This is a genomic window from Streptomyces sp. V4I2 (genome assembly GCF_030817655.1).
GTDB classification, from domain to species: domain Bacteria; phylum Actinomycetota; class Actinomycetes; order Streptomycetales; family Streptomycetaceae; genus Streptomyces; species Streptomyces plumbiresistens.
Window position 1 is genome coordinate 4,306,360 of record NZ_JAUSZM010000003.1, and the last position, 22,736, is coordinate 4,329,095.

The following is a 22,736-nucleotide window of genomic DNA, read 5'->3' on the forward strand; positions in this document are numbered from 1 at the left end:
AGAGCCGAAGAAGGGTCAGGATCGACACCCCCGGATCGCTCACGGAACGTCACAACTGGTCAGACGCCTGAAAGACCCGTCCAGACGCGTGCAGAAACGATCTGTCATAAAGCCCTGTCCTTCCGGGACACTGGACACTGGCTGGAAGGGCCTGGGGCCAGCCTCTATGATCGGCACACTTTCCTGGCGGACAGCGATCGAGTGCACTGCGGGAGCAAGCGGTGAGCGGAACGTCCGAAGGGCCGACGGCCACGGCAGACCTCGACGGGTCAGCCGTAACAGAGAGTGATGTCCGCACGTCTCCCGGTGGGGAGACCCCGCCCTGCGATGCGGTGTCCTACCGTTCGGTGTTCACGTCCGCGCCGCTCGCGATGGCCGTCGTCGACCGCGAGGGGCTGGTCGTCTGCGCCAACGACGCGTTCGACGCCCTGCTCGGCGCCGGCACCGAGTCGCTGTCCGGCCGGGTCGCCGCCGACCTGGTGGACCTGGCCTCGGACGCCCGCACCTGGCACGCGTACCGCGAGGTGCTGCGCGGCCGCCAGGCGAAACTGCGCTGCACGCGCCGGCTCAAGCATCACGACGGGAACTCCCTGTGGGTGCAGGTCCACGTCGCTCCCCTCGCGGAGAACGAGCCCGGGGTCCTGCTGTCGGTCGCCGACATCAGCGCCCGGCGTGAACTCCAGGCGCGGCTGCGGCACTTGCAGATGCACGACCCGGTGACCCGGCTGCCCAACCGCGCCCTGTTCTTCGAACGTCTTTCGGCCGCGCTGGAGGCGGAGTCGTACGAGCAGAGCGGCACCGGCCGGATCGGGCTGTGCTACCTCGACCTGGACGGCTTCAAGGCCGTCAACGACACGCTCGGCCACCGGGTCGGCGACCGGCTGCTGGCCGCCGTCGCCGAACGCCTCACCCGCTGCGCCGACGAGGCGGGCTACGGCCGGGCGAGCGCGCCGCTGGTCGCCCGGCTCGGCGGTGACGAGTTCGCCCTGCTCGTCGAGGACTCCACCGGCACCGAGCAGCTCGCCGATCTCGCCGAGGCCGTACTGGAGGCGGTCCAGGCCCCGTTCGACCTCTCGGGGCAGCGGATGTCGGTGTCGGCCTCGATCGGCGTGGTCGAACGGCAGGCGGCGGGGACCAGCGCGACCGGTCTGATGCAGGCCGCCGACACCACGCTGTACTGGGCGAAGGCCGACGGCAAGGCCCGCTGGACCCTCTTCGACCCGGAGCGCAACGCCCACCGCATGACCCGCCAGGCCCTCGCCTCCACGCTCCGCCCGGCCATCGAGCGCGACGAGTTCGTGCTGGAGTACCAGCCGCTGGTGTGCATGGAGGACGGCCGGCTGCGGGGCGTCGAGGCCCTGGTCCGCTGGAATCATCCGCAGTTCGGAATGCTGACGCCGAATCGGTTCATCGGACTGGCCGAGGAGGACGGCTCGATCGTGCAGCTCGGCCGCTGGGTCCTGGCCACGGCCTGCCGCCAGGCCCGGCGGTGGCAGCTGGACCATCCCGACGAGCCGCCGATCTTCGTCAGCGTGAACGTGGCGGTGCGTCAGGTCTGGGACTCGGATCTGGTCGCGGACGTGGCGGAGATCCTGGCGGAGACGGGCCTGGAGCCGCAGCTGTTGCAGCTCGAACTGACGGAGTCGGCGGTCATGGGCTCGGCGGGGCGCCCGCTGCAGGCCCTCCAGGCGCTCAGCGACATGGGCGTGGGCATCGCGATCGACGACTTCGGCACCGGCTACTCGAACCTGGCGTACCTGAGCCGGCTGCCGGTGTCCGTGCTGAAACTGGACGGGTCCTTCGTACGGGGCTTCCAGTACGAAGGGGAAGGCGTCCCGCCGAACCCGGCCGACGAGGTCGTCGTCGAGGCGATGATCCAGCTCGCCCACCGGCTCGGCCTGACCGTCACCGCGGAGTGCGTGGAGACGTCGGCGCAGGCGGCCCGGCTGCGGCGGATCGGGTGCGACACCGGCCAGGGGTGGCTGTACTCGCGGCCGGTGCCGCCGGATCGTATCTCCGGATTGTTGGGCCTAGTCGTTCGGTAGTCCGTACGCGTCCGCGATCAGTTCGTAGGAGCGCAGGCGCAGGTCTCCGGCATGCGCGTGGGACGTGATCATCAGCTCGTCGGCGCCGGTGCGCTTGTGGAGGTCGTCGAGGCCGGAGCGGACCTCGTCCACCGTGCCGTGGATGACGTTGGCGTTCCAGGAGTCGATGAACTCCTGCTCCATGGGGCTGAACGGGTACGCCTCGGCCTCCTCCGGGCTGGGGACGAGGCCGGGGCGGCCGGTGCGCAGGCGGACCATGTTGAGGGCGGCGGCGCGGACCTGGCGGCGGGCCTCGTTCTCGTCGTCGGTGGCGAGGGCGGAGACGCCGATGAGGGCGTACGGCTCGTCGAGGACGGCGGAGGGCCGGAACGACTCCCGGTACAGGTCGAGGGCCGGGACGGTGTTCTGCGCCGAGAAGTGGTGCGCGAAGGCGAAGGGCAGGCCGAGGGAGCCGGCCAGGCGGGCGCTGAAGCCGGAGGAGCCGAGCAGCCAGACGGGCGGACGGTGCGGGGACTGGACGCCGCCGGGGGACGTGGCCTGGATCGGGCCGGGTACGGCGTGGATACGGCGGTAGGGGTGGCCGTCCGGGAAGTCGTCGTCCAGGAAGCGGATCAGCTCGGCGAGCTGCTGGGGGAAGTCGTCGGCGCCTTCGTTCAGGCGCTCGGTGCGGCGGAGGGCTGCGGCGGTGGCGCCGTCCGTGCCGGGGGCTCGGCCGAGGCCGAGGTCCACGCGGCCGGGGGCCATGGCTTCCAGCGTGCCGAACTGCTCCGCGATGACGAGCGGGGCGTGGTTCGGGAGCATGACGCCGCCCGAGCCCAGGCGGATGCGGGTGGTGTGGGCGGCGAGGTGGGCGAGGATCACGGCGGGGGAGCTCGACGCCACGCCCGGCATGGAGTGGTGTTCGGCGACCCAGTAGCGGTGGTAGCCGCGGGACTCCGCGAGGCGGGCGATGTCGACGCTCGTGCGGAGGGCGTCGGTGGCGGTGCGGCCTGCGCCTACGGTGACCAGGTCCAGTACGGAGAGGGGGACGGGGGCGGTGCCGTGCGGTGTTCCCCGGGTCTCGTCTGCCGTTGCGGTCACGGTGGGTGCCTCCTGTTGTGGGCCGTGCGCTGTCCTCCGGGGGTTAACAGGAGACAGTCTCCGCTTATTCCCGGGTGCCCGGTGTTGGTGCGGGCGGCGTGTGCTGGGGGCTCCGCCCCCAGACCCCGGGCCTATGCCCACCCACCACCCGTCTCGGTGGGTCGAGAGGTATGCCACCGGGGCGAGGGTCACCTTCTGTCCGACCGAGTCGGGTGGTGGGTGGGCACAGGTCGGGGGTCCAGGGGGCGGAGCCCCCTGGGGCGGGGCGGGGAGTCAGGCCTGTACGAGGGGTTCCCTCGTGAACAGTGCACCCAGCGCCGGTGCGTTCACCCGCCGGTCCGTCAGGCGCAGCGCCTCCCATACCGTGACCTGGTTCGCCGTCAGTACCGGCTTGCCGAGTTCCTTCTCCAGGGTCGGGATGTGGGCCGCGGTGTGCAGCGCCGTGTCGGGGAGCAGCAGCGCGTCCGCCGACACGTCGTCCGCCTCGCGGGCCAGCGCGAACACCTCCGCCTCACCCCACGTGCCGACCTCCGCCGCCGTGATGATCCCGGACGGGCGGACCCCGACCACCTCGATGCCCGCCGCCCGCAGGAACTCCGCGAACAGATCGGCCACGTCGTCGGGGTAGGTCGCGCCGACCGCGACCCGCTTCGCCCCGATCTCGCGGGCCGCGTGCACGAAGGCGAAGGACGTGGAGGAGGCCGGCATGCCCGCCGTCAGGGCAAGGGTGCGGACCTGGTCGTGGGCGCCCTCCCAGCCGTACACGAAGCTGCCGCTGGTGCATGCCCAGACCACCGACTCGGCGCCCGCCATGCGCAGTTTCTCGACGCCGGCCGCGAGCCGGCCCGCCGAGCCCATCTCGAGCAGGGCGTCGACCCGGTGGGCGTCCTCGCCGATGTCGGTGTGCACGAGGTCCAGCCGGACGTCGCTGCCCAGCAGCTGTTCGATGCGCGGGTAGTCGTCCTCGGCCGAGTGGCCCGGATAGAGGAACCCCAGTGCTGTCATGTCCACCCTTCCTGCTGCTGTTCTTCATCCGGCAGTCCCGGTACGTCCGGCAGCGCCTGCGCTTCCGGCAAGGCCGGCAGGGCCGGCACGTCGGGCAGTACGGGACCGGACTGTCGCGCCGCCGGATCGATCAGCGCCTGGTACGGCCCCACGGCTCGGGTACCCAGTCGGCGCAGCGCCGCCCACATCGTCACCTGGTTGGCCGAGATCACCGGGATGCGCAGCTCCGCCTCCAGCTGGGGGATCACGTCGTACGTGGGCAGGTTGGTGCAGCTGATGAACAGCGCCTCGGCGCCGCCGTCCACCGCCCGGCGCGCCATCTCCGCCACGTCCCGGTACGGCACCTTCCAGATGTGCCTGGTCAGACCCATGTACGCGCACCCGGTGACGGCGACCCCCGCCTCCGCCACGTACTCCTCGAGGGCCTGGGTGACGGACACCGTGTAGGGCGTCACCAGCGCCACCCGCCGTACGTCGAGTTCGGCCAGCGCCTCCAGCAGCGCGCCGGACGTCGTCACCGAGGGCAGGTCGCCCGCCTGGGTCATCGCACAGCGCATCGCGCGTTCCCCGGCGATCCCTCCGACGAAACTGCCGGAGGTGCAGGCGTAGGCGACGACCTCGGGGGCGATGGCGGTGAGGGTGCGGACCGCGTCGTGCAGGGTCTCGTGCTCGCTGACCAGCCGGGCCAGGTCGAGGCTGACCTCGACGGGCACGTACGGCGTGCGGGTCAGATGGAGGGACACCTCGTCGGGCACCCAGCGCCACAGTTCGCGGTCGAGGGCGAAGTCGAAGGGGGCGACGACACCGACGCCGCGCTGGGGGCGGGGACCACCGAGAAAAGTGACGTCCATGGCAGACACCGGCCTCACTGTGGGAAGCGGGAGGGGAACGGACCGTGCACATGCCCGTGTTGACGAAGGTAGGTTCGGGTGCGAGCGTGGTCAATCCGCCCTCGTGACGCCCAGGTCACGCCCCGGTCAACCCCTCATGTCCGCCCATGTCGGACGGCCGTGACCGTCCGAGAAACGGCTCGCCGAATGACCGCTTCCGAATCCCCTCCGACCCTCTTGGTCCTCGACGCCGACCCGCTCCCCCGCCTCGGCAGGCTGACCGGCCGGGCCCGGATCGAGCACGCGGACGCGTCGACGCTGGCCGAGCGGCTGCCGTTGGCCGATGTCCTGCTGGTCTGGGACTTCACCTCGCACGCGGTGCGCTCGGCCTGGCCGGGCGAGGGGCCGCGGCCGCGCTGGGTGCACACGGCGAGTGCGGGCGTGGACCACCTGATGTGTCCGGAACTGGCCGAATCCGACACCGTGGTGACCAACGCCCGGGGTGTCTTCGACCAGCCGATCGCCGAGTACGTCGCCGCGCTGGTCCTGGCGATGGCCAAGGACCTGCCCCGGACGTGGGATCTCCAGCGGGAGCGGACCTGGCGGCACCGCGAGTCGCAGCGGGTCGCCGGCACGCGCGCGTGCGTCGTCGGGTCCGGGCCCATCGGGCGGGCGATCGTCGCCACGCTCAAGGCGCTCGGCATCACCACGGCGCTCGTCGGGCGCACCCCGCGTACCGGTGTCCACGGCCCCGAGGAGCTGGACCGGCTGATGGCCCGCGCCGACTGGGTGATCGCGGCGGCGCCGCTCACGGAGCAGACGTACGGCATGTTCGACGCCCGCCGTTTCGGCGTGATGCAGCCCTCCGCGCGGTTCGTCAACGTGGGCCGGGGGCAGCTGGTCGTCGAGGACGCGCTCGCCGAGGCGCTGGCCAAGCGGTGGATCGCGGGCGCGGCCCTGGACGTCTTCGAGCACGAACCCCTCAGCCCGGACAGTCCGTTGTGGCAGGTCCCGAACCTGATCGTGTCCCCGCACATGAGTGGCGACACGGTCGGCTGGCGGGACGAACTCGGCGAGCAGTTCGTGGAGTTGTACGAGCGCTGGGAGGCGGGCAGACCACTGACGAACGTGGTCGACAAGAAGCGGGGCTACGTCCCCGGACGCTGAACTCCCACGGCTGGAGAGCGCATGACGGAGCAGGACCTCGATCTCACCGGACTGACTGCCGTACAACTCCTCGACGGTTACCGCAAGGGCGAGTTCAGCCCCGTCGACGTGACCCGCGCGACCCTGGCACGGGCCGAGCGGATCCAGCCGGAGGTGAACGCGTTCGTACGGCTCACCGCCGACGAGGCTCTGGCGCAGGCGGCGGCGTCGGCCGACCGGTGGCGGCGCGGCGAGCCGGCCGGTCTGCTGGACGGCGTGCCGGTCACGGTGAAGGACATCCTGCTGCTGCGCGGGGCACCGACCCTCAAAGGCTCGAAAACCATCTCCGAGCAGGGCCGTTGGGACGAGGACGCCCCGTCCGTCGCCCGTCTGCGCGAGCACGGCGCGGTCTTCCTCGGCAAGACCACAACCCCGGAGTTCGGCTGGAAGGGCGTGACGGACTCGCCCCAGTCCGGCGTCACCCGCAACCCGCACGACCCGACCCGGACCGCGGGCGGCTCCAGCGGCGGCGCGGCGGCGGCCGTGGCGCTGGGCGCGGGACCGCTGGCCCTGGGCACGGACGGCGGCGGCAGCGTCCGTATCCCGGCGGCCTTCTGCGGGATCTTCGCGCTGAAGCCGACGTACGGCCGTGTCCCGCTCTACCCCGCGAGCGCCTTCGGCACCCTCGCCCACGTGGGGCCCATGACCCGCGACGCGGCGGACGCGGCGCTGCTCCTCGACGTCATCGGCACCCCGGACTCCCGCGACTGGTCGGCCCTCGCCTCGCCGCCCGGCTCCTTCGCGGCGGGCCTCGCGGGCGGGGTGCGTGGCCTGCGCGTGGCGTACTCCCCCTCCCTCGGCGGCCAGGTCGCCGTCCAGCCGGCGGTCGCGGCGGCGGTCCGGCGGGCGGTGGAACGCCTCGCGGAACTCGGCGCGTACGTCACGGAGGCCGACCCCGACTTCACCGACCCGGTGGACGCCTTCCACACCCTGTGGTTCAGCGGCGCGGCCCGGGTGACCCAGTCTCTCGGCCCGCACCAGCGGGAGCTGCTCGACCCCGGCCTCCAGGAGATCTGCGCCCAGGGCGCCCGCCTCACCGCTCTCGACTACCTGGCCGCGGTGGACGTCCGTATGGAACTCGGCCGCCGCATGGGCCACTTCCACGACTCCTACGACCTGCTGGTCACCCCCACCCTCCCGATCACGGCCTTCGAGGCGGGCGTCGAGGTCCCGAAGGGCTCGGGCCACCGCCGCTGGACGGGCTGGACGCCCTTCACCTACCCCTTCAACCTGACCCAGCAGCCGGCGGCGACCGTACCGGTGGGCACGGACGGCGACGGACTCCCGGTCGGGCTCCAACTGGTGGCGGCCCGGCACCGGGACGACCTGGTACTGCGGGCGGCGCACGCGCTGTACGAAGCCGGGGTCGCCGATACGGCCCTCTCCCTCACGCCCTCCGGAAGCTGAGCGACTCCCCCAGCGCCCCGGCCCGCCACAGGTCGTTGCATCCCTGGGCCAGTTCGTCCAGGCCCTCCACGATCTGGCCCCAGACGATGCCCGGCACCCATCCCACGTCTCCGTTGAGCAGCAGGTTGTTGCGTTCGTAGAAGAGGGCCAGGTCGACGACCGTCGTGCCGGGGCGCACCTCGCGGTCGTAGCCGTAGGACTGCGTGCCCAGTTCCGCTCCGGCGAAGGAGAAATAGCACAGATCGCCGGGGATGGGCGTGACTGTCGGATTTTCCAGAGGCGGCTCGGATTGGGCGAAAGGCGGGAAAAGAGCGTAGATCTCGTTGCGTGCGTACTTCGCGTGGTAGACGTCGCCGGCCAGCGGCAGGGCGTCCCAGACGGCCGCGCAGGTGATCGGCGCGCGGTCGTCGAGGAGCTTTGCCGTGGCGGTGATACCGCGCTTGACCAGCGAGACTTCGATGTAGCGGTCAGCCATGCGTTCCATGGTCCCCCGCCGGTCAAGAGCGCCTCGTCGAAGATCGGGGCCGAAACTGACCTGCATAACTCGCATGCTCTCGGGTAGCCGCGCCGCCATGGCTCCACCACTGGAACATGGCACACACACGTCCGGGCCCACGCGCCGGTCGCTGCTCGCGGGGGTAGCGGCGGTCGGCGCGCTGGGCGCCGCCGGGTGCTCACGCGTGGCCACCGCGTCGAGCACGGAGGGCGGTGAACTCCTCGACCGGCTGAAGGCGGCCGGTGTCGTACGGCTGGGGATAGCCGGTGAGATCCCCTTCGGGTACATCGACACGAACGGTGAGTTGACCGGCGAGGCGCCGGAGCTCGCGCGGGCGATCTTCAAACGGCTCGGGGTCGACAAGGTGCAACCCGTGCCGACCGAATTCGGCTCGCTCATTCCGGGGCTGAACTCGCAGCAGTTCGACGTCGTCGCGGCCGGGATGTACGTCAATCCCGAGCGCTGCGAGCAGGTCATCTTCGCCGACCCCGACTACCAGATGCTCGATTCGTTCATCGTGCGCAGGGGCAACCCGAAGGGGCTGCACAACTACAAGGACGTCGTCGAGAAGAGGGCCAGGTTCGCCACCGGCACCGGGTACGCGGAGATCCAGTACGCCGTCGACGCGGGGTACAAGGAGAGCGACATCCTGATCGTGCCGGACCAGGTGGCCGGGCTGAACGCCGTGGAGGCGGGGCGGGTCGACGTCTTCGCCGGGACCGCGCTCACCACCCGCGAGGTGGTGAAGAAGTCCAGCAAGGCCGAGGCCACCAAGGCCTTCGCGCCGCTGGTCGACGGGAAGCCGCATGTGGACGGGGGCGCCTTCGCCTTCCGGCCCACCGAGACCAATCTGCGGGACGCCTTCAACGTCGAACTGCGAAAGCTGAAGAAGAGTGGGGAGTTGTTCCGGATCCTGCGGCCGTTCGGCTTCACGGAGGCCGAGATGACCGACCTCACCGCGAAGGAGCTGTGCGGCGGATGACCTCGGGACTGTGGGAACTCGTACTCAAGGGGATATGGACCACCGTCCAGCTCCTCGTCTTCAGCTCGCTGCTCGCCGCGGCCGCGGCCTTCGTCGCCGGCGTCGCCCGCACCCACCGGCTGTGGATCGTCCGCTTCCTCGCGGGCCTCTACACCGAGGTGTTCCGCGGGACCTCCGCGCTGGTCATGATCTTCTGGGTGTTCTTCGTGCTGCCGATCGCCTTCGGCTGGCAGCTGGTCCCGATGTGGGCGGGCACGCTCGCGCTGGGGCTGACCTACGGGGCGTACGGCTCGGAGATCGTGCGCGGCGCCCTGAAGGCCGTGGACCCGGCGCAGCAGGAGGGCGGGATCGCGCTCAGCTTCACGCCCTGGCAGCGGATGCGGCTGATCATGCTGCCGCAGGCGGTGCCGGAGATGATCCCGCCGTTCTCCAACCTGCTGATCGAACTGCTCAAGGGCACCGCCCTGGTGTCGGTGATGGGCATGGGTGACCTGGCCTTCAGCGGCAATCTGGTGCGCCTCGCCTTGCAGGAGAGCGCGGAGATCTACTCGTATCTGCTGGTGATCTATTTCGTGATCGCCTTCCTGCTCACCCGTGTGATGCGTGGGCTGGAGAAGAAGTTGAAGGCGGGCGTCGGCAAGACGCCGCAGCGCGAGGTGTCCGCGCATGAGCTGAAGCGCGCCGAGACGACCGGGGTCGGCGCGGCCGGAGGTGCCTCATGAAGTGGGACTGGGACGCGGTGAGCGACTTCATGCCGCACTTCTGGGACGGTCTGCTGGTCACCCTGCAGGCGCTGGCCCTCGGCTCGTTGATCTCGTTCGCGCTCGGACTGGTGTGGGCGCTGCTGATGCGCACGCCCTCGCGCTGGGTGCGCTGGCCGGTCGGTGTGGTCACGGAGTTCGTGCGCAACACCCCGCTGCTGGTCCAGCTGTTCTTCCTCTTCTATGTGCTACCGGAGTGGGGCGTGACCCTGTCGGCGCTGGCCACCGGCGTGATCGGCATCGGGCTGCACTATTCGACGTACACGATGCAGGTCTACCGCGCCGGCATCGAGGCCGTGCCGCCCGGCCAGTGGGAGGCGGCCACGGCGCTGAACCTGCCGGTGGCCCGGACCTGGCGGGTGGTGATCCTGCCGCAGGCGATCCGCCGGGTGGTGCCGGCGCTCGGCAACTACGTCATCGCGATGCTCAAGGACACGCCGATGCTGATGGCGATCACCGTGTTGGAGATGCTCGGGCAGGCGCGGCTGTACTCCCAGGAGCACTTCCAGTTCACCGAGCCCCTGACCGTGATCGGCGTGGCCTTCATCCTCATTTCCTATCTGGCCTCCCTTCTCCTGCGAGCACTGGAGCGACGTCTTGTCCACTGACGCCCCCCTGATGAAAGAGCCCGACGCCAACGCGAACCCGCCGGTGGACGGCAGCGAGCTGATCCGCCTGGAGCAGGTCACCAAGCGGTTCGGGGACAACACGGTCCTCGATCACCTCGACTTCTCCGTCAACGCGGGCAAGCACGTAACCCTGATCGGCCCGTCCGGCTCCGGCAAGACCACGATCCTGCGGCTGCTGATGACGCTGACGAAGCCCGACGAGGGCACGATCACCGTCGACGGGCAGCAGCTCTTCCCGGCGCCCGAGAAGCAGGTCCGCGAGGTCCGCAAGAAGATCGGGATGGTGTTCCAGCAGTTCAACCTGTTCCCGAACATGACGGCTCTGCGGAACATCACCGAGGCGCCCGTCACCGTCCTCGGGATGTCCAAGGGCGAGGCGGAGGAGCGCGCCCGCGACCTGCTCGACCTGGTGGGCCTCGCCGACAAGGCCGACGCCCGCCCGAGCCAGCTGTCCGGCGGCCAGCAGCAGCGGGTGGCGATCGCCCGGGCGCTGGCGATGCGGCCGCAGGTGCTGCTGCTCGACGAGGTGACCTCCGCGCTGGACCCGGAGCTGGTCGCGGGCGTTCTGGACGTGCTGCGGAACATCGCCCGCACCACCGACATCACGATGCTCTGTGTGACCCACGAGATGAACTTCGCCCGGGACATCTCCGACCAGGTCCTGATGTTCGACTCCGGCCGGGTCATCGAGTCGGGAGCGCCGGAGAAGATCTTCAGCGAGCCGGAGCACGACCGGACGCGAGAATTTCTCAGCGCGGTCCTGTGACTACAAGAGGTGAACGTGGTTCAACAACCGAGGTCCGGGGGACGGGTCATGACTTTGGCATATGCCAGAGTGCCAGTCCCCCTGCTGAGAGGGCTGCGATACCTACCTAATCTCGTCAACAACCGCTCACTACAAGCCTCTTGCCCGTTATCGTGGAAGGGCTTCGCTGTCCGGATTACGGCCCAGTTGTAAGAGTGAGCGCAGGGGGAACACCGTGGCGCTGATGCACGAGCCGACCGCGCCGTACCACTCGGCCCAGGACGCCCTGCGCGTCCTGGAGACCGTGGCGCGACACACCACCGGAGTCACCGACACCCGTCTCGCCCGCCTGACCGGCCTCAACCCGGAGCGACTGACCACGCTCCTCAGGATGCTGCGCCGCGAGGGCTACGTCGAACAGGTCGCCGACGGGGCGTACGTCACCGGGGCCGCCCTGAGGCGCCTCGGCTCCGCCCACGAACGCGAACAGGCCCTGCGCGAGAGGCTTCAGGGCACCCTCGACCGGCTGCGCGACTCGATCGGCGCCGCCGTCTACATCAGCCGGTACGTGGACGGCGAGGTCACCATCGCCCAGTACGCCGACGGCCCCGCCACCCCCTCGGTCAACGAGTGGGTCGACTTCCGCTACTCCGCCCACGCCACCGCGCTCGGCAAGAGCCTGCTCGGCCAGCTCGACCACAACGGCCGCCGGGACCACCTCTCCCGCCACAAGATGGCCCGCCTCACCTCGCGCACCATCACCAGCGACAAGCTGCTGCTCTCCCGCCTGGAGACCCAGCCGCCCACGGTGCCCCACCTCGACCTCCAGGAGTACGCCGTCGGCACGGTCTGCGCGGCCGTCCCGATCACGGCCGGCTCCTCGGTCGGCTGCCTCGCCCTGTCCCTGCCGGTCGAGCACGCCCACCGGCTCCGCCAGGCCGCGGACAAACTGAACCGGGGAGCCGCTCCGGTACTGCTGTCCCTGGCGATCTAGACCGCCGACCATTGGTCGGAAGCACCCCCGCGGACCAGGTAGTATTTTCTGTGTCGTCGGCCGCGAAGAGCGGTCGGCGGGAGTCACGCGCCGCTAGCTCAGTTGGTTAGAGCAGCTGACTCTTAATCAGCGGGTCCGGGGTTCGAGTCCCTGGCGGCGCACGATGTCGAGGGCGAGGCGTGTTCGCAGAAAGCGCGAACCGGCCTCGCCCTCGTCGCTTCTGCGCGGCTACGCCGCGCGTTGCGGGGGCGCCGCCACCCACACCCCCTCAAGCAGGGCCTCTCGTGGAAACGAGGGGCCCTTCGGCGTCTGCCGAGGTCAGCCTCCGGTACGCCTGCTCACCGGGCGGCCGCCACCACACCGGATCGGCACACCGGACCCCCTCCTTCCTGAGCCGCGCCCGGTGGATCTTGTTCGTCGCGGTGACCGGCATCCGCTCCAGCACGCGCACGAACCGGGGCGCCATCTTCGTCCCCAGGTCGGGCTGGGCGAGCAGGAACTCGGCGAAGGACCGCGGGTCGAAATCCCCGGCGATCGCCGCCATCACCTGGTCCCCGGTCACCGGGTCCGGTACGGCGTAGACGGCGACGGCGACCGCGCCCTCGTAGCGGGCGAGGATGTTCTCGATCATCGCGGCGGCCAGGTTCTCGCTGTCGACGCGCAGCCGGTCGTCGGTGCGGCCGGCGAAGTAGAGGAAGCCGTCGGCGTCGCGGTAGAAGAGGTCGCCGGTCCAGTACCAGCCGTCGTCCCGCAGCCGTGCCGCGTCCGCGTCCGGGTTGCGCCAGTAGCCCTCGAAGGGGCTGGGGCCGCGGTTCACCAGCTCCCCGATGGCCTCCTCTCCGTTCAGCAGCCGCCCGGCCGCGTCGAAGACCGCCGGCGGGCACTCCTCGCGCGTGTCCGGGTCGAGCACCACGAGTCCGGGTGCCGCCGGGCCCACCGCGCCGGCCGGCGTGCCCGGCCCCCACTGGATCGCCGCGCCGCCCTCCGACGACCCGTAGCCCTCCACCAGCCGCACCCCGAACCGACGCTCGAAGGCCGCCGCGTCCACCGCCCCCGCCTCCGTGCCGAAGCCCAGTCGCAGCGGGTTGTCCCGGTCGTCGGGGCGCGGCTCGGTGGCGAGGAGATACTGGATCGCCCGGCCCACGTAGGTGAAGTACGTCGCCCGGTGGCGCCGTACGTCCGCCAGGAAGCCGGACGCCGAGAACCGCCGGCGCAGCGCCACGCCCGCGCCGGCCGCGAGGGCGGGGGCCCAGTCGGCGATCACCGCGTTGCCGTGGAACATCGGCATGCAGACGTAGTGCACGTCGTCCGGGCGGACGGCGAACTGGTCCGCCAGGGAGCGCCCGGCGGCGGCCAGGCGGCCCTGGGAGCAGAGCGCGGCCTTCGGGGCGCCGGTCGAGCCGGAGGTGAAGTACAGGAGGAGGCGGTCGGCCGGGGTGGCCCGGGAGGGGTCCGGCCGCGCGTCCGCGTAGGGGGCGAGCAGGTCCTCGTACTCCTGTGAGTCGGTCACCAGGAGGCGTACTCCGGGCAGCCGCAGGCCGGTGAGGAGCGGCAGGTGGGCGCGCTCGGTGACCAGGATGCGGCACTCGGTGTGCAGGATGTCGCGGGCGAGTTCGGGCCCGCGGCGGGTGGGGTTGACGCCGGCGACGGCGACCCGGGCGAGGGCCACGGCGCTCAACCACAGGGGGTACTCGGGGGTGTTGTCGAGCAGGACCCCGATGTGCGCCTCGGGCGGCAGGAGGTCGGCCAGCAGCGCCGCGCGGGCCGCCGCGCCCGCCGCCACCTCGTGGTGCGTGAGCGTCCGCTCCCCGCACCACAGCCCGGGCCTGTGGTCGCCCCACCGTGCCGCCACGAGTTCCGCGACCGTGCTCCGCCGACTGGACTCCATGGGCGCGCACGGTAGTTGACGTACCGTCAGATGTGGAGGCTAGGGCATGAATCCGTCCGCCACGTCGAAGATCTCGTGGGCCACGACCATGAAGCCGAGGCAGAACAGGGCCATCGTCCCGAAGAACGCCAGCAGGCAGCCCGTGCCCGCCGCCAGCTTCCCGGGCGCCGGCGCCTTGGCCGTGGCCCGCTCCGGGCGGTCCGCCGCGTAGTGCACGGTGACGAGGTCGCCCTCGATGGTCGTCCCCCGGCCGCCCGTCTCGTCGAACCGGACGACGCGGCCCTCGCGCGTGGCGAACTCGTAGACGTGGTGCAGGGTCGTGCGCACGGACGAGTCGCCGCCGCCGCTGGTCGTCGTGTACACCCGCAGACAGCGCGCCTCGGCCGTCAGGCCGCTGTTCCAGGCGCTGCTGACCTCACGGGCGCGACGGACCACCGTGAACGCGGCGAATCCCAGGATCCCGATCATGAGCAGCGGCACGACGTAGAAGAAGGCTTCCATGGTGTCCCCCGATGTTCGTACGCCGTCACGTTCGACGGCGTGTGGGGAACCTACCCGCGGGGGGCGCCGGACTGTCTCAAGCAGTGCTCAAGCTTCCGGCAGCCCCCGCGGGCGGCACTCAGAACGTGACGTCCGAGCAGGCGTAGAACGCGTTCGCCGTGTCCGCGATCGTCCACACCGCGACGACGACGTGCCGGCCGCTCAGGCCGGACGGCAGGGTGCCGCTGTGGGAGAGCGTGGACGGGGGTCGCTGGCCGTTGTAGGGGACGGTCAGGAACGGGGTGAGGTTGAGGTCCGAGCGGGCCAGGTTGTGGTTCTGGTTCCAGCCCGGCTTGGTGACGTAGTACTTGAAGTCGGTCGTGGCGTGCATGGCCGTGAACTGCCAGCGGAACGTGTAGCTCTGACCGCCCGACACCCTCGTCGTGGGCCAGGCGCCGCCCGACGGGGTCTTCGGGCTGTCGAGCTGGGCGAAGGGCGTGTTGCCCCCGGAACAGATGCGGCCGTCGGCCGGTCCGGACGCGGGGAAGCCCTTGGGACCCTCGACGCTCTGCGGCTCCCACTGGATGTTGCCGCAGTTGGTCACGGTGCCGTTCTGGCAGAGCTTCTGACGGCTGATGGGGAGGTCGGTGTAGCCGTGGCCGCTCGCGCCGCCGGACGAGAGCACGAGGGCTCCGGTCGTCGTGAGGCCGAGCGCGGCGGCGTACCACTTGGTCTTTTTGCGCATGCTGCCGCTCCTGGTGAACGTGGGGGAGTTTCAGTGAGCTGTGCAGGTAGGTCTAGACCAAGTCCCAGATTATTGCCGCCCCTTGAACATGTCCATACCAATCGCGAGGACCCTTGGGTCAATTCACGGAGCCCGCCTCGGCCCGGCCCGCACAGAACGCCACCGTCAAGTCCTTCACCAGCGCCTTGCGTTCGTAGTCGTCCAGCTCCACCAGCCCCCGCATGGTCAGCCGCGTCACCGTGTCCTCCACCGAGTCGACCACCGAGGTGAGCACGGTCGCCCGGTGCTGGGCGTCCAGCGCCGCGATCCGGCGTCGGTGCATCGCGGACGCGACCTCGGGCGCGTACTCCAGCCGCACCGGCTGCACCGAGAACACCTCGACCCCGACCGGCGCCGCGTCCGCCGCGACCATCCGGGTCAGCGCGTCCCCGGCGGTGTCGGCGGACCCCCGGCCGGACCCGGGCATCTCCACCGGCACCCGGGCGAGCCCCGCCTCCACGCACTCACGCAGATACGTCTCGTGGTCCTCGACGCCCAGCGTGGCCCGCGCGGTGTCCCGCACCCGCCACACCACCAGCACCACCGCCCTGAGCGCGACCCCGCTCGCGTCGGCCGCCGGCATCGGCTCGCTGCGCCAGTGCCGCAGCCGTACGTCCACCCGGCGGCGCAGCAGCAGCGGGTTGACCCACAGCAGTCCGGTGCGCCGGACCGTGCCCCGGTAGCGGCCGAACAGACCGAGCACCCAGGCCCGCCCGGTCCGCCCCCGGGCCAGCCCGCCGAAGCCGAACAGCCCAAGGGCGCCCGCACCCGCGTACGCCGCCCACTGCGCCGGGCCGAGGCCCGCCCCGGCGTACGACGGCAGCCCGAGCGCCTGCACCGCGAGCGGCGCCAGCGCGCCCGCCCACCACGACGTGACCACACAGCCAGCCGCCCCGCAGACACCGGCGAACACGCCCGCCGCGCCCGGCAGCACCCGCGCGGGCCGCTCCCTCAGCGCGGGGTCGACCTCGGGCGCGGGCCGGGGCTTCGACGGCACCGGCCGCCTGAAGCGGGGCTGCTCCCCCGTACCCTGCCGCCGCCCCACGACGGCCGGCTTCAGCGGCACCGACACCGGATCAGGCTCGTCGCGGAACAGCAGATGGACGGGGATCTCGGTGGTCGCCTCGTTCTGGATGAGCCGGGCGGGACGGGAAGGCCCCTCGGACTCGGCGACACGCTCCGGGATGTGCTCGGGGACGTGCTCCGGGATGTGCTCGGGAGTGTGTTCGGGGACGTGCTCGGGTGTGTGTGAAGTGGTCGTGCTCATGCGTGCCTCCAGCCTCCGCGCCAGATACGCCGTGCCAGTACGTGGGTTGCCCCATGCCGGTGCGTGGGTTTACGAGAAGAGCCGCCGCCAGGTCTCCGGACCCGGGTGGCCGTCCGCCGCGCCGCCCCGCCAGCCCTGGGCGCGCTGGAAGGCCTCGACGCCCCGCCGGTCCGCCTCGCCCCAGCGCGGTCCCGGGCCGGTCGTGTAGTACGTGCCGAACCCTTTCTTCACCAGCTGCTTCCCGAGCTGGGTGACGTACTGGTTGGTCGCCCCGGGCCGGAACATCGCCCGCCCCGGATAGCCGGGCACCCCGTGGGAGGTGGGCCCGGCAGGCACGGAAGGTCCGGCCGCCCCGGCCGTGACGTCCCTGCCCTGCCCCGTCACCAGCAGCTGCCAGGTCCGCGGCCCCGGCAGCCCGTCGGCGTCCCCGCCCCGCCAGCCCTGGGCCTGCTGGAAGGCCTGGGTCGCCCTGCGGTCCGCGTCCGACCAGCGCGGTCCCGGACCGGAGGTGTAGTAGCGCCCGGCGCCGCGCTCGACGAGCATGCGTCCGAGCTGGGTGACGTACTTGTTGTTCGCGCCCGGCCCGAAGTACGCCGCTCCCGGGAACGGCGCGTTCACCGGGGCGGCCGGTTTCGCGGTGTCCGGCTTGCCGGGATCCGGTTTCACGGGGTCCGGCTTCGCGGGATCCGGTTTCACGGGGTCGGGCTTCGCGGGATCCGGCTTCGACCCCGCCGTACTGCCCGCGAGCCCCTTGTAGCGGTAGGCGACGTACCGGTCGGAGTGGCTCCAGTAGGCGTACGGGGTGGACTGTTTGCGGGCGTACGGGCGGGTCGCCTCGTAGGCGATGTAGTAGGTGTGCGTGTAGTCCGTCCAGCCGCCGAAGATCACGACGTGCGAGCCCTTCTCGGGGTCCGCCGGATTGTGGAAGAGGAGGATGTCGCCGGGCCGCAGATCGTCCTTGGCGATCCGCACCCCGTACTGGCCGAGGCTGCCCGTCCACTCGTTCCCGGGGAGATTCCAGGCCATCGACACGAAGCCCGAGCAGTCCTGCCGGTACCCGTCGCCCCAGTACCCGCTCATGCTGTACGGCACCTTCGCGGCGACCCACCGCTTGGCCCGTTTGATGATGTCCGCGCGGGTGGTCGTGGGCGTCTTCACCGGCGCCGGCCGCCCGCCCGGGCCGTGCAGCGGGGCCTTGCCGCCCTGCGGGGTATCAGGCTCGTCACCTGCGGGAACGCCCGGACGGGCGGGCGCGTGGGGGGCGGCGAGGGCCGGTGCCGCATGGCCGGAAACAAGCGCCGTGGAGGCCGCCGCCGCGAGGATCACCGCCCGGTGGGCGGCGGGGTGACGGCCGGTCGGGGACGACGGGGAAGACGGCAGGACCCGTCGCCAGTGAACGCATCCGGGGCAGTCGCAGTCGCTCGCGGGATCGAATTCCTCGAAGACCGGAGTCGTCATGCGATTCCCCTCACACTCCAGATGGAAATGTCCGCACCTGTACACGTTTGCCAGTTTCTCAACTGTCTTCCCGACGCGCATGCTGACGGTCCGAATGATGTACGGCGGCCCGCTCCGGGCCGCCCTCCCGCCCCCGTCGGCGGTCCGGAGCACCCTCCGCCATCCGGTAAGCTCGTGCAGGTCAGCGGGCGCCGCTAGCTCAGTTGGTTAGAGCAGCTGACTCTTAATCAGCGGGTCCGGGGTTCGAGTCCCTGGCGGCGCACAGACACGACAGGCCCCCTGCTCAGGCGGGGGGCCTGTCGCGCTTCCGGCGGGGGTCTTCACTCACTCTGCCGTCCACAATGACTCCACAAGGTCCCCACAGGCGCCACAATGAACGCGTATGACCGGTAAACACCGCGTTTCGCATCTTGCGATCATGATGAACACCGTAGAACCCTGGTTTTCAAGATGCTGCGGATTCGCGGCAGTTGGGGGGGAAGGAACCGGTTGCCCGGTTGATCGGGGAGAGGGGCCCCGTTCGTGACCGGATGCCGAGGGGGGCATCATGCAACCGGAAGGTCGTGGTTCCGTGTCTTGTAAATGTGGAGCATGTGGTGACTGCGACCCACCGCTGATACGAATGTGAAGGTCGAGGGGGACCTGAGCAGACGTAAGGAAACGACGAAACACGCGGCGCTCCCGCGTGTGGGGGGATGACTCATGACGTCGACGCCGACGGGCGCCCGGCAGGACTCCGACCCGTCCCGAACCACCCAGCTCAGGGTGCCTTCGCATCGGACCGGTACGTTCCGCCGGATCAAGAAGACACTTCCGAAGTACGACTACGAGCACTACAGCAGACTGGCCGGTCCCCTCACGCAGCCCGATCCGGGCAAGCCGTACAGGGTGCAGTACCGCTCGTTGATCTCCCAGGAGCCGCACCGCATCAGGGTCGCGCTGATGCTCGCCGCCGCGCCGCTGCTCTCGCTGGTCCTGCTGGCCTGGCTGCTCCAGCCCGAGCACTGGACCGAGCGCGACTACGCGGCCTTCTCCTGGCTGCCCGCGCTCGACATCGTGATGCTCGTCTCGATCGGTCTGATCGAGTTCTTCCGCTGCATGAACGTGCTGTCGAACGCGCACGCCACCCTGGTCGCCCGCGACCCGATCCCGGTGGTGCCCGAGACCGGCACCAGAGTCGCCTTCCTCACCTCCTTCGTGCCCGGCAAGGAGCCGCTGGAGATGGTGACGAAGACCCTGGAAGCCGCGGTGCGGATCAGGCACCGCGGCCTCATGCATGTCTGGCTCCTCGACGAGGGCGACGATCCGGCGGTCAAGGAGGTCTGCGAGCGCCTCGGCGTACACCACTTCTCCCGCAAGGGCGTCGCGAAGTGGAACCAGGCCAAGGGCCCGCACCGCGCCAAGACCAAGCACGGCAACTACAACGCCTGGCTGGACGCGCACGGCGACAACTACGACTTCTTCGCCTCCGTGGACACCGACCACGTGCCGCTGCCGAACTACCTGGAGCGGATGCTCGGCTTCTTCCGCGACCCGAACATCGGCTTCGTCATCGGCCCGCAGGTCTACGGCAACTACGACAACTTCATCACCAAGGCCGCCGAGTCGCAGCAGTTCCTCTTCCACGCGCTGATCCAGCGCGCCGGCAACCGCTACGGCTCGCCGATGTTCGTGGGCACCTCGAACGCCGTGCGCATCAAGGCGCTCAAGCAGATCGGCGGTCTGTACGACTCGATCACCGAGGACATGGCCACCGGCTTCGAGATCCACCGCCACAAGAACCCGGCGACGGGCAAGAAGTGGCGCTCGGTCTACACCCCGGACGTGCTCGCGGTCGGTGAGGGACCCAGTGCCTGGACGGACTTCTTCACCCAGCAGATGCGCTGGTCACGAGGGACGTACGAGACGATCCTCAAGCAGTACTGGAAGGGCTGGTACTCGCTGCCGCCGAGCAAGCTCTTCAACTACACGATGATGATCATCTTCTACCCGATGTCCGCCCTCAACTGGATTCTCGCCGCACTGAGTTGCGCGCTGTTCCTGGGCCTGGGCGCCTCGGGTGTGAACATCGACCCGACCGTGTGGCTGATGCTCTACGGCAACGCCTCCGCGCTGCAGATCGGCCTCTACATCTGGAACCGCCGGCACAACGTCTCCCCGCACGAGCCGGAGGGCTCCGGCGGTGTCGCCGGCATGGTGATGTCCGCGCTGTCCGCGCCGCTCTACGCCAAGGCGCTGATCGACTCCGTCCTGCGGCGCAAGAGCAAGTTCGTGGTCACCCCCAAGGGCGACTCGGCGAGCCCGGACCGGTGGTTCGGGACCTTCCGGTACCACTGGTACTTCATCGTGCTCTTCACCGGCTCGATCACCGCCGGATTCGTCTTCGGGCACTCGCACCCCGCGATGATCATCTGGGCGATGTTCGCCACGCTGATCACCGCGACGCCGATCTTCGCCTGGCGCCACATGCTGCGGCAGGCGAAGAAGCGGCCCGACGTGCCCGAGCAGGGGCCGCAGGACGAGGCTCCCGTCGCCGCCCCCCAGCCCGCGGCTACAGCAGCTCCCGCAGCGGGGCCCTACGAGCCGCAGCCGCTGCCCACGCAGCGCACGGCGGCCCAGCACGCCCCGCAGCACAAGCCGAGCTGGGCCGCGTCGAACGGGACGGAAGACCAGACCATGCAGATCGCCCTTGGTGGACTTGGGGGACGTAAGGAATGAAGGACCAGGCCGGCCGCCGCCGTGTCCGTCGACTCGCGATAGGCACAGCGGTGGTGCTCGCGCTGGCCGGGATGAACGGGCCGTGGCTCTACCGCTTCGGCACCGAGAAATACCACCAGTACCAGATCAACAAACCCGAATACAAAGCCGAGAACGGCAAGTGGGACGTCATCGACTTCCCGGAGGAGTACCGCCAGAACACCATCCACGCGGCGCTGCTGCGCACCGGCAAGGTCCTGCTCGTCGCGGGGTCGGGCAACAACCAGCAGAACTTCGACGACAAGAAGTTCGACACCCGGATCTGGGACCCGGTCAAGGGCACCATCAAGAAGGTCCCGACGCCCAAGGACCTGTTCTGCACCGGCCACACCCAGCTCGCCAACGGCAACCTGCTGATCGCGGGCGGCACCAAGCGGTACGAGAAGCTCAAGGGTGACGTCACCAAGGCCGGCGGCCTGATGATCGTCCACAACGAGAACCCGGACAAGCCGATCACCCTGCCCGCGGGCACCAAGTTCGTGGGCAAGGAGAACGGCAGGACCTTCGTGTCGAAGGACCCCGTCGTCGTCGAGCGGGCGACGAAGAAGTTCGACAAGGAGACCGGCAAGTTCCTCGGCAACACCCCGGGCCTGGGCCGTATCTACGTCGAGGCGCAGAAGAGCGGCGCCAAGTACGAGACCGGCACGCAGGACAACTACACCGTCCAGGGTCTGTCCGGCGCCGACGCCAAGAACACGTACGGCATCGCGCAGAAGCTCGCCCTCGACAAGAAGGACTTCCAGGGCATCCGGGACGCCTTCGAGTTCGACCCGATCGCCGAGAAGTACATCAAGGTCGACCCGATGAAGGAGGCCCGCTGGTACCCGACGCTCACCACCCTGAGCGACGGGAAGATCCTCAGCGTCTCGGGCCTGGACGACATCGGGCAGCTGGTCCCCGGCAAGAACGAGGTCTTCGACCCGGAGACCAGGAAGTGGAAGTACCTGCCGAAGACCATGCAGTTCCCGACGTACCCGGCGCTGTTCCTGATGCAGAACGGCAAGGTCTTCTACTCGGGTGCGAATGCGGGCTACGGACCGGACGACGTGGGCCGCGACCCGGGCGTCTGGGACGTGGACACCAACAAGTTCACCAAGATCCCCGGGCTCAGCGATCCGAAGCTGCTGGAGACGGCGGGGACCGTGCTGCTGCCGCCGGCGCAGGACGAGAAGTACATGGTGATCGGCGGTGGCGGGGTCGGCGAGTCCAAGCTGTCCAGCAACAGGACCCGGATCGTCGACCTGAAGGCGGACAGTCCGAAGTTCGAGGACGGGCCGACGCTCGAGAAGGGCACCCGTTATCCGCAGGCCTCGGTGCTGCCCGACGACACCGTGCTGGTGTCGGGCGGTTCGGAGGACTACCGCGGGCGCGGTGACTCCAACATCCTCCAGGCGCGGCTCTACCACCCGGACACCAACACGTTCGACGAGGTCGCCGAGCCGCTGGTGGGCAGGAACTACCACTCCGGGTCGCTGCTGCTGCCGGACGGGCGGGTGATGTTCTTCGGGTCGGACTCGTTGTACGCGGACAAGGCGAACACGAAGCCCGGGGTGTTCGAGCAGCGGATCGAGATCTACACGCCGCCGTATCTCTACCAGGGCTCGCGGCCGTCGCTCTCGGGCGGGCCGCAGACCATCGAGCGCGGGGAGTCGGGGACGTTCACCTCGCAGCACGCGTCGTCGGTCAAGTCGGTGCGGCTGATCCGGCCCAGTGCCGCGACGCACGTGACGGACGTCGACCAGCGGTCGATCGCGCTGGACTTCAAGGCGTCGGGCGACAAGATCACCGTGACGGTGCCGAAGAACAAGAACCTTGTTCAGTCGGGGTGGTACATGGTGTTCGTGAACGACGACCAGGGGACGCCCAGCAAGGCCCAGTGGGTCAGGGTTCCCTAGGACGTACGAAAGTGGGGGCGCCCTCCG

The 22,736-nt window shown here is 70.2% G+C and carries 19 protein-coding genes and 2 tRNA genes; 12 read left to right on the plus strand and 9 right to left on the minus strand.

Annotation, left to right across the window (positions count from 1 at the left end):
- Positions 1 to 221: 221 nt before the first annotated feature.
- Positions 222 to 2,045, plus strand: coding sequence for a bifunctional diguanylate cyclase/phosphodiesterase (locus QFZ76_RS20295; RefSeq protein ID WP_307675072.1), 1,824 nt, complete (start codon positions 222 to 224; stop codon positions 2,043 to 2,045).
- On the opposite strand, the gene QFZ76_RS20300 is transcribed toward QFZ76_RS20295, so the two are convergent.
- The 3 genes from QFZ76_RS20300 to QFZ76_RS20310 form a co-directional block, all read right to left on the minus strand.
- The gene (locus tag QFZ76_RS20300; RefSeq protein WP_307675073.1) at positions 2,031 to 3,125 is read right to left on the minus strand and encodes an LLM class flavin-dependent oxidoreductase; all 1,095 of its coding nucleotides are present in this window, start codon (positions 3,123 to 3,125) and stop codon (positions 2,031 to 2,033) included. The genes QFZ76_RS20295 and QFZ76_RS20300 overlap by 15 nt on opposite strands.
- Positions 3,126 to 3,398: 273 nt before the next feature.
- Complete coding sequence (locus tag QFZ76_RS20305; RefSeq protein WP_307675074.1) at positions 3,399 to 4,130, minus strand: decarboxylase; 732 nt, start codon at positions 4,128 to 4,130, stop codon at positions 3,399 to 3,401.
- Complete coding sequence (locus QFZ76_RS20310) at positions 4,127 to 4,981, minus strand: aspartate/glutamate racemase family protein (RefSeq protein ID WP_307680077.1); 855 nt, start codon at positions 4,979 to 4,981, stop codon at positions 4,127 to 4,129. Before QFZ76_RS20310 ends, QFZ76_RS20305 begins: the two co-directional genes overlap by 4 nt.
- A 186-nt stretch (positions 4,982 to 5,167) precedes the next feature.
- Here QFZ76_RS20310 and QFZ76_RS20315 point away from each other — a divergent pair, with 186 nt between their 5' ends.
- Both QFZ76_RS20315 and QFZ76_RS20320 read left to right on the plus strand, forming a co-directional pair.
- Complete coding sequence (locus tag QFZ76_RS20315) at positions 5,168 to 6,127, plus strand: D-2-hydroxyacid dehydrogenase (RefSeq protein ID WP_307675075.1); 960 nt, start codon at positions 5,168 to 5,170, stop codon at positions 6,125 to 6,127.
- Positions 6,128 to 6,148: 21 nt separating this feature from the next.
- Positions 6,149 to 7,573 carry an amidase gene (locus tag QFZ76_RS20320; RefSeq protein WP_307675076.1) on the plus strand — a complete coding sequence of 475 codons (1,425 nt, stop codon included), beginning with the start codon at positions 6,149 to 6,151 and terminating at the stop codon, positions 7,571 to 7,573.
- Here QFZ76_RS20320 and QFZ76_RS20325 read toward each other — a convergent pair.
- Positions 7,554 to 8,048 (minus strand): DUF3830 family protein, encoded by a 495-nt coding sequence (locus QFZ76_RS20325; RefSeq protein WP_266439141.1) that lies wholly within the window; start codon positions 8,046 to 8,048, stop codon positions 7,554 to 7,556. The genes QFZ76_RS20320 and QFZ76_RS20325 overlap by 20 nt on opposite strands.
- Before the next feature lie 97 nt (positions 8,049 to 8,145).
- On the opposite strand from QFZ76_RS20325, the gene ehuB reads away from it, so the two are divergent.
- From ehuB to QFZ76_RS20355, 6 genes are all read left to right on the plus strand, one after another.
- Positions 8,146 to 9,051 carry an ectoine/hydroxyectoine ABC transporter substrate-binding protein EhuB gene (gene ehuB, locus QFZ76_RS20330; RefSeq protein ID WP_307675077.1) on the plus strand — a complete coding sequence of 302 codons (906 nt, stop codon included), beginning with the start codon at positions 8,146 to 8,148 and terminating at the stop codon, positions 9,049 to 9,051.
- Positions 9,048 to 9,773, plus strand: a complete 726-nt coding sequence (gene ehuC, locus QFZ76_RS20335) for an ectoine/hydroxyectoine ABC transporter permease subunit EhuC (RefSeq protein ID WP_307675078.1) — start codon at positions 9,048 to 9,050, stop codon at positions 9,771 to 9,773. Before ehuB ends, ehuC begins: the two co-directional genes overlap by 4 nt.
- Entirely contained in the window at positions 9,770 to 10,420 is a 651-nt protein-coding gene (ehuD, locus tag QFZ76_RS20340) for an ectoine/hydroxyectoine ABC transporter permease subunit EhuD (RefSeq protein ID WP_307675079.1), read from the plus strand. The genes ehuC and ehuD overlap by 4 nt, the downstream gene beginning before the upstream one ends.
- A gap of 10 nt (positions 10,421 to 10,430) precedes the next feature.
- On the plus strand, positions 10,431 to 11,207 hold the full coding sequence (gene ehuA / locus QFZ76_RS20345) for an ectoine/hydroxyectoine ABC transporter ATP-binding protein EhuA (RefSeq protein WP_307675080.1): 777 nt from the start codon (positions 10,431 to 10,433) through the stop codon (positions 11,205 to 11,207).
- A gap of 214 nt (positions 11,208 to 11,421) precedes the next feature.
- Positions 11,422 to 12,180 carry an IclR family transcriptional regulator gene (locus QFZ76_RS20350; protein WP_307675081.1) on the plus strand — a complete coding sequence of 253 codons (759 nt, stop codon included), beginning with the start codon at positions 11,422 to 11,424 and terminating at the stop codon, positions 12,178 to 12,180.
- Between the two features lie 87 nt (positions 12,181 to 12,267).
- Positions 12,268 to 12,341, plus strand: a tRNA-Lys gene (locus QFZ76_RS20355).
- Between the two features lie 107 nt (positions 12,342 to 12,448).
- Here QFZ76_RS20355 and QFZ76_RS20360 read toward each other — a convergent pair.
- The 5 genes from QFZ76_RS20360 to QFZ76_RS20380 form a co-directional block, all read right to left on the minus strand.
- Positions 12,449 to 14,068 carry an AMP-binding protein gene (locus QFZ76_RS20360; RefSeq protein ID WP_307675082.1) on the minus strand — a complete coding sequence of 540 codons (1,620 nt, stop codon included), beginning with the start codon at positions 14,066 to 14,068 and terminating at the stop codon, positions 12,449 to 12,451.
- 39 nt (positions 14,069 to 14,107) lie between these two features.
- A complete protein-coding gene (locus QFZ76_RS20365; protein WP_307675083.1) occupies positions 14,108 to 14,569 on the minus strand; it encodes a DUF3592 domain-containing protein in 462 nt (153 codons plus the stop codon).
- 118 nt (positions 14,570 to 14,687) lie between these two features.
- Positions 14,688 to 15,293 carry a lytic polysaccharide monooxygenase gene (locus QFZ76_RS20370; RefSeq protein WP_307675084.1) on the minus strand — a complete coding sequence of 202 codons (606 nt, stop codon included), beginning with the start codon at positions 15,291 to 15,293 and terminating at the stop codon, positions 14,688 to 14,690.
- 118 nt (positions 15,294 to 15,411) lie between these two features.
- On the minus strand, positions 15,412 to 16,599 hold the full coding sequence (locus QFZ76_RS20375; protein WP_307675085.1) for an SPFH domain-containing protein: 1,188 nt from the start codon (positions 16,597 to 16,599) through the stop codon (positions 15,412 to 15,414).
- A gap of 69 nt (positions 16,600 to 16,668) precedes the next feature.
- Positions 16,669 to 18,057 (minus strand): peptidoglycan-binding protein, encoded by a 1,389-nt coding sequence (locus tag QFZ76_RS20380; protein ID WP_307675086.1) that lies wholly within the window; start codon positions 18,055 to 18,057, stop codon positions 16,669 to 16,671.
- 188 nt (positions 18,058 to 18,245) lie between these two features.
- Here QFZ76_RS20380 and QFZ76_RS20385 point away from each other — a divergent pair.
- From QFZ76_RS20385 to QFZ76_RS20395, 3 genes are all read left to right on the plus strand, one after another.
- Positions 18,246 to 18,319: transfer RNA gene (locus QFZ76_RS20385), tRNA-Lys, on the plus strand.
- A 440-nt stretch (positions 18,320 to 18,759) separates the two neighbouring features.
- Positions 18,760 to 20,775 (plus strand): glycosyltransferase family 2 protein, encoded by a 2,016-nt coding sequence (locus QFZ76_RS20390; protein ID WP_307675087.1) that lies wholly within the window; start codon positions 18,760 to 18,762, stop codon positions 20,773 to 20,775.
- Positions 20,772 to 22,709 (plus strand): kelch motif-containing protein, encoded by a 1,938-nt coding sequence (locus QFZ76_RS20395; protein WP_307675088.1) that lies wholly within the window; start codon positions 20,772 to 20,774, stop codon positions 22,707 to 22,709. Before QFZ76_RS20390 ends, QFZ76_RS20395 begins: the two co-directional genes overlap by 4 nt.
- Positions 22,710 to 22,736: the final 27 nt, after the last annotated feature.

Bases quoted from the DNA above. Each gene is read 5' to 3' on its own strand.
- QFZ76_RS20395 (WP_307675088.1), top strand. From the start codon at position 20,772: ATGAAGGACCAGGCCGGCCGCCGCCGTGTCCGTCGACTCGCGATAGGC.
- ehuB (WP_307675077.1), top strand. From the start codon at position 8,146: ATGGCTCCACCACTGGAACATGGCACACACACGTCCGGGCCCACGCGC.
- QFZ76_RS20325 (WP_266439141.1), bottom strand. From the start codon at position 8,048: ATGGCTGACCGCTACATCGAAGTCTCGCTGGTCAAGCGCGGTATCACC.
- QFZ76_RS20310 (WP_307680077.1), bottom strand. From the start codon at position 4,981: ATGGACGTCACTTTTCTCGGTGGTCCCCGCCCCCAGCGCGGCGTCGGT.
- ehuC (WP_307675078.1), top strand. From the start codon at position 9,048: ATGACCTCGGGACTGTGGGAACTCGTACTCAAGGGGATATGGACCACC.
- QFZ76_RS20380 (WP_307675086.1), bottom strand. From the start codon at position 18,057: ATGACGACTCCGGTCTTCGAGGAATTCGATCCCGCGAGCGACTGCGAC.
- QFZ76_RS20305 (WP_307675074.1), bottom strand. From the start codon at position 4,130: ATGACAGCACTGGGGTTCCTCTATCCGGGCCACTCGGCCGAGGACGAC.
- QFZ76_RS20370 (WP_307675084.1), bottom strand. From the start codon at position 15,293: ATGCGCAAAAAGACCAAGTGGTACGCCGCCGCGCTCGGCCTCACGACG.
- QFZ76_RS20375 (WP_307675085.1), bottom strand. From the start codon at position 16,599: ATGAGCACGACCACTTCACACACACCCGAGCACGTCCCCGAACACACT.
- QFZ76_RS20365 (WP_307675083.1), bottom strand. From the start codon at position 14,569: ATGGAAGCCTTCTTCTACGTCGTGCCGCTGCTCATGATCGGGATCCTG.
- QFZ76_RS20390 (WP_307675087.1), top strand. From the start codon at position 18,760: ATGACGTCGACGCCGACGGGCGCCCGGCAGGACTCCGACCCGTCCCGA.
- ehuA (WP_307675080.1), top strand. From the start codon at position 10,431: ATGAAAGAGCCCGACGCCAACGCGAACCCGCCGGTGGACGGCAGCGAG.
- QFZ76_RS20320 (WP_307675076.1), top strand. From the start codon at position 6,149: ATGACGGAGCAGGACCTCGATCTCACCGGACTGACTGCCGTACAACTC.
- QFZ76_RS20360 (WP_307675082.1), bottom strand. From the start codon at position 14,068: ATGGAGTCCAGTCGGCGGAGCACGGTCGCGGAACTCGTGGCGGCACGG.
- ehuD (WP_307675079.1), top strand. From the start codon at position 9,770: ATGAAGTGGGACTGGGACGCGGTGAGCGACTTCATGCCGCACTTCTGG.
- QFZ76_RS20315 (WP_307675075.1), top strand. From the start codon at position 5,168: ATGACCGCTTCCGAATCCCCTCCGACCCTCTTGGTCCTCGACGCCGAC.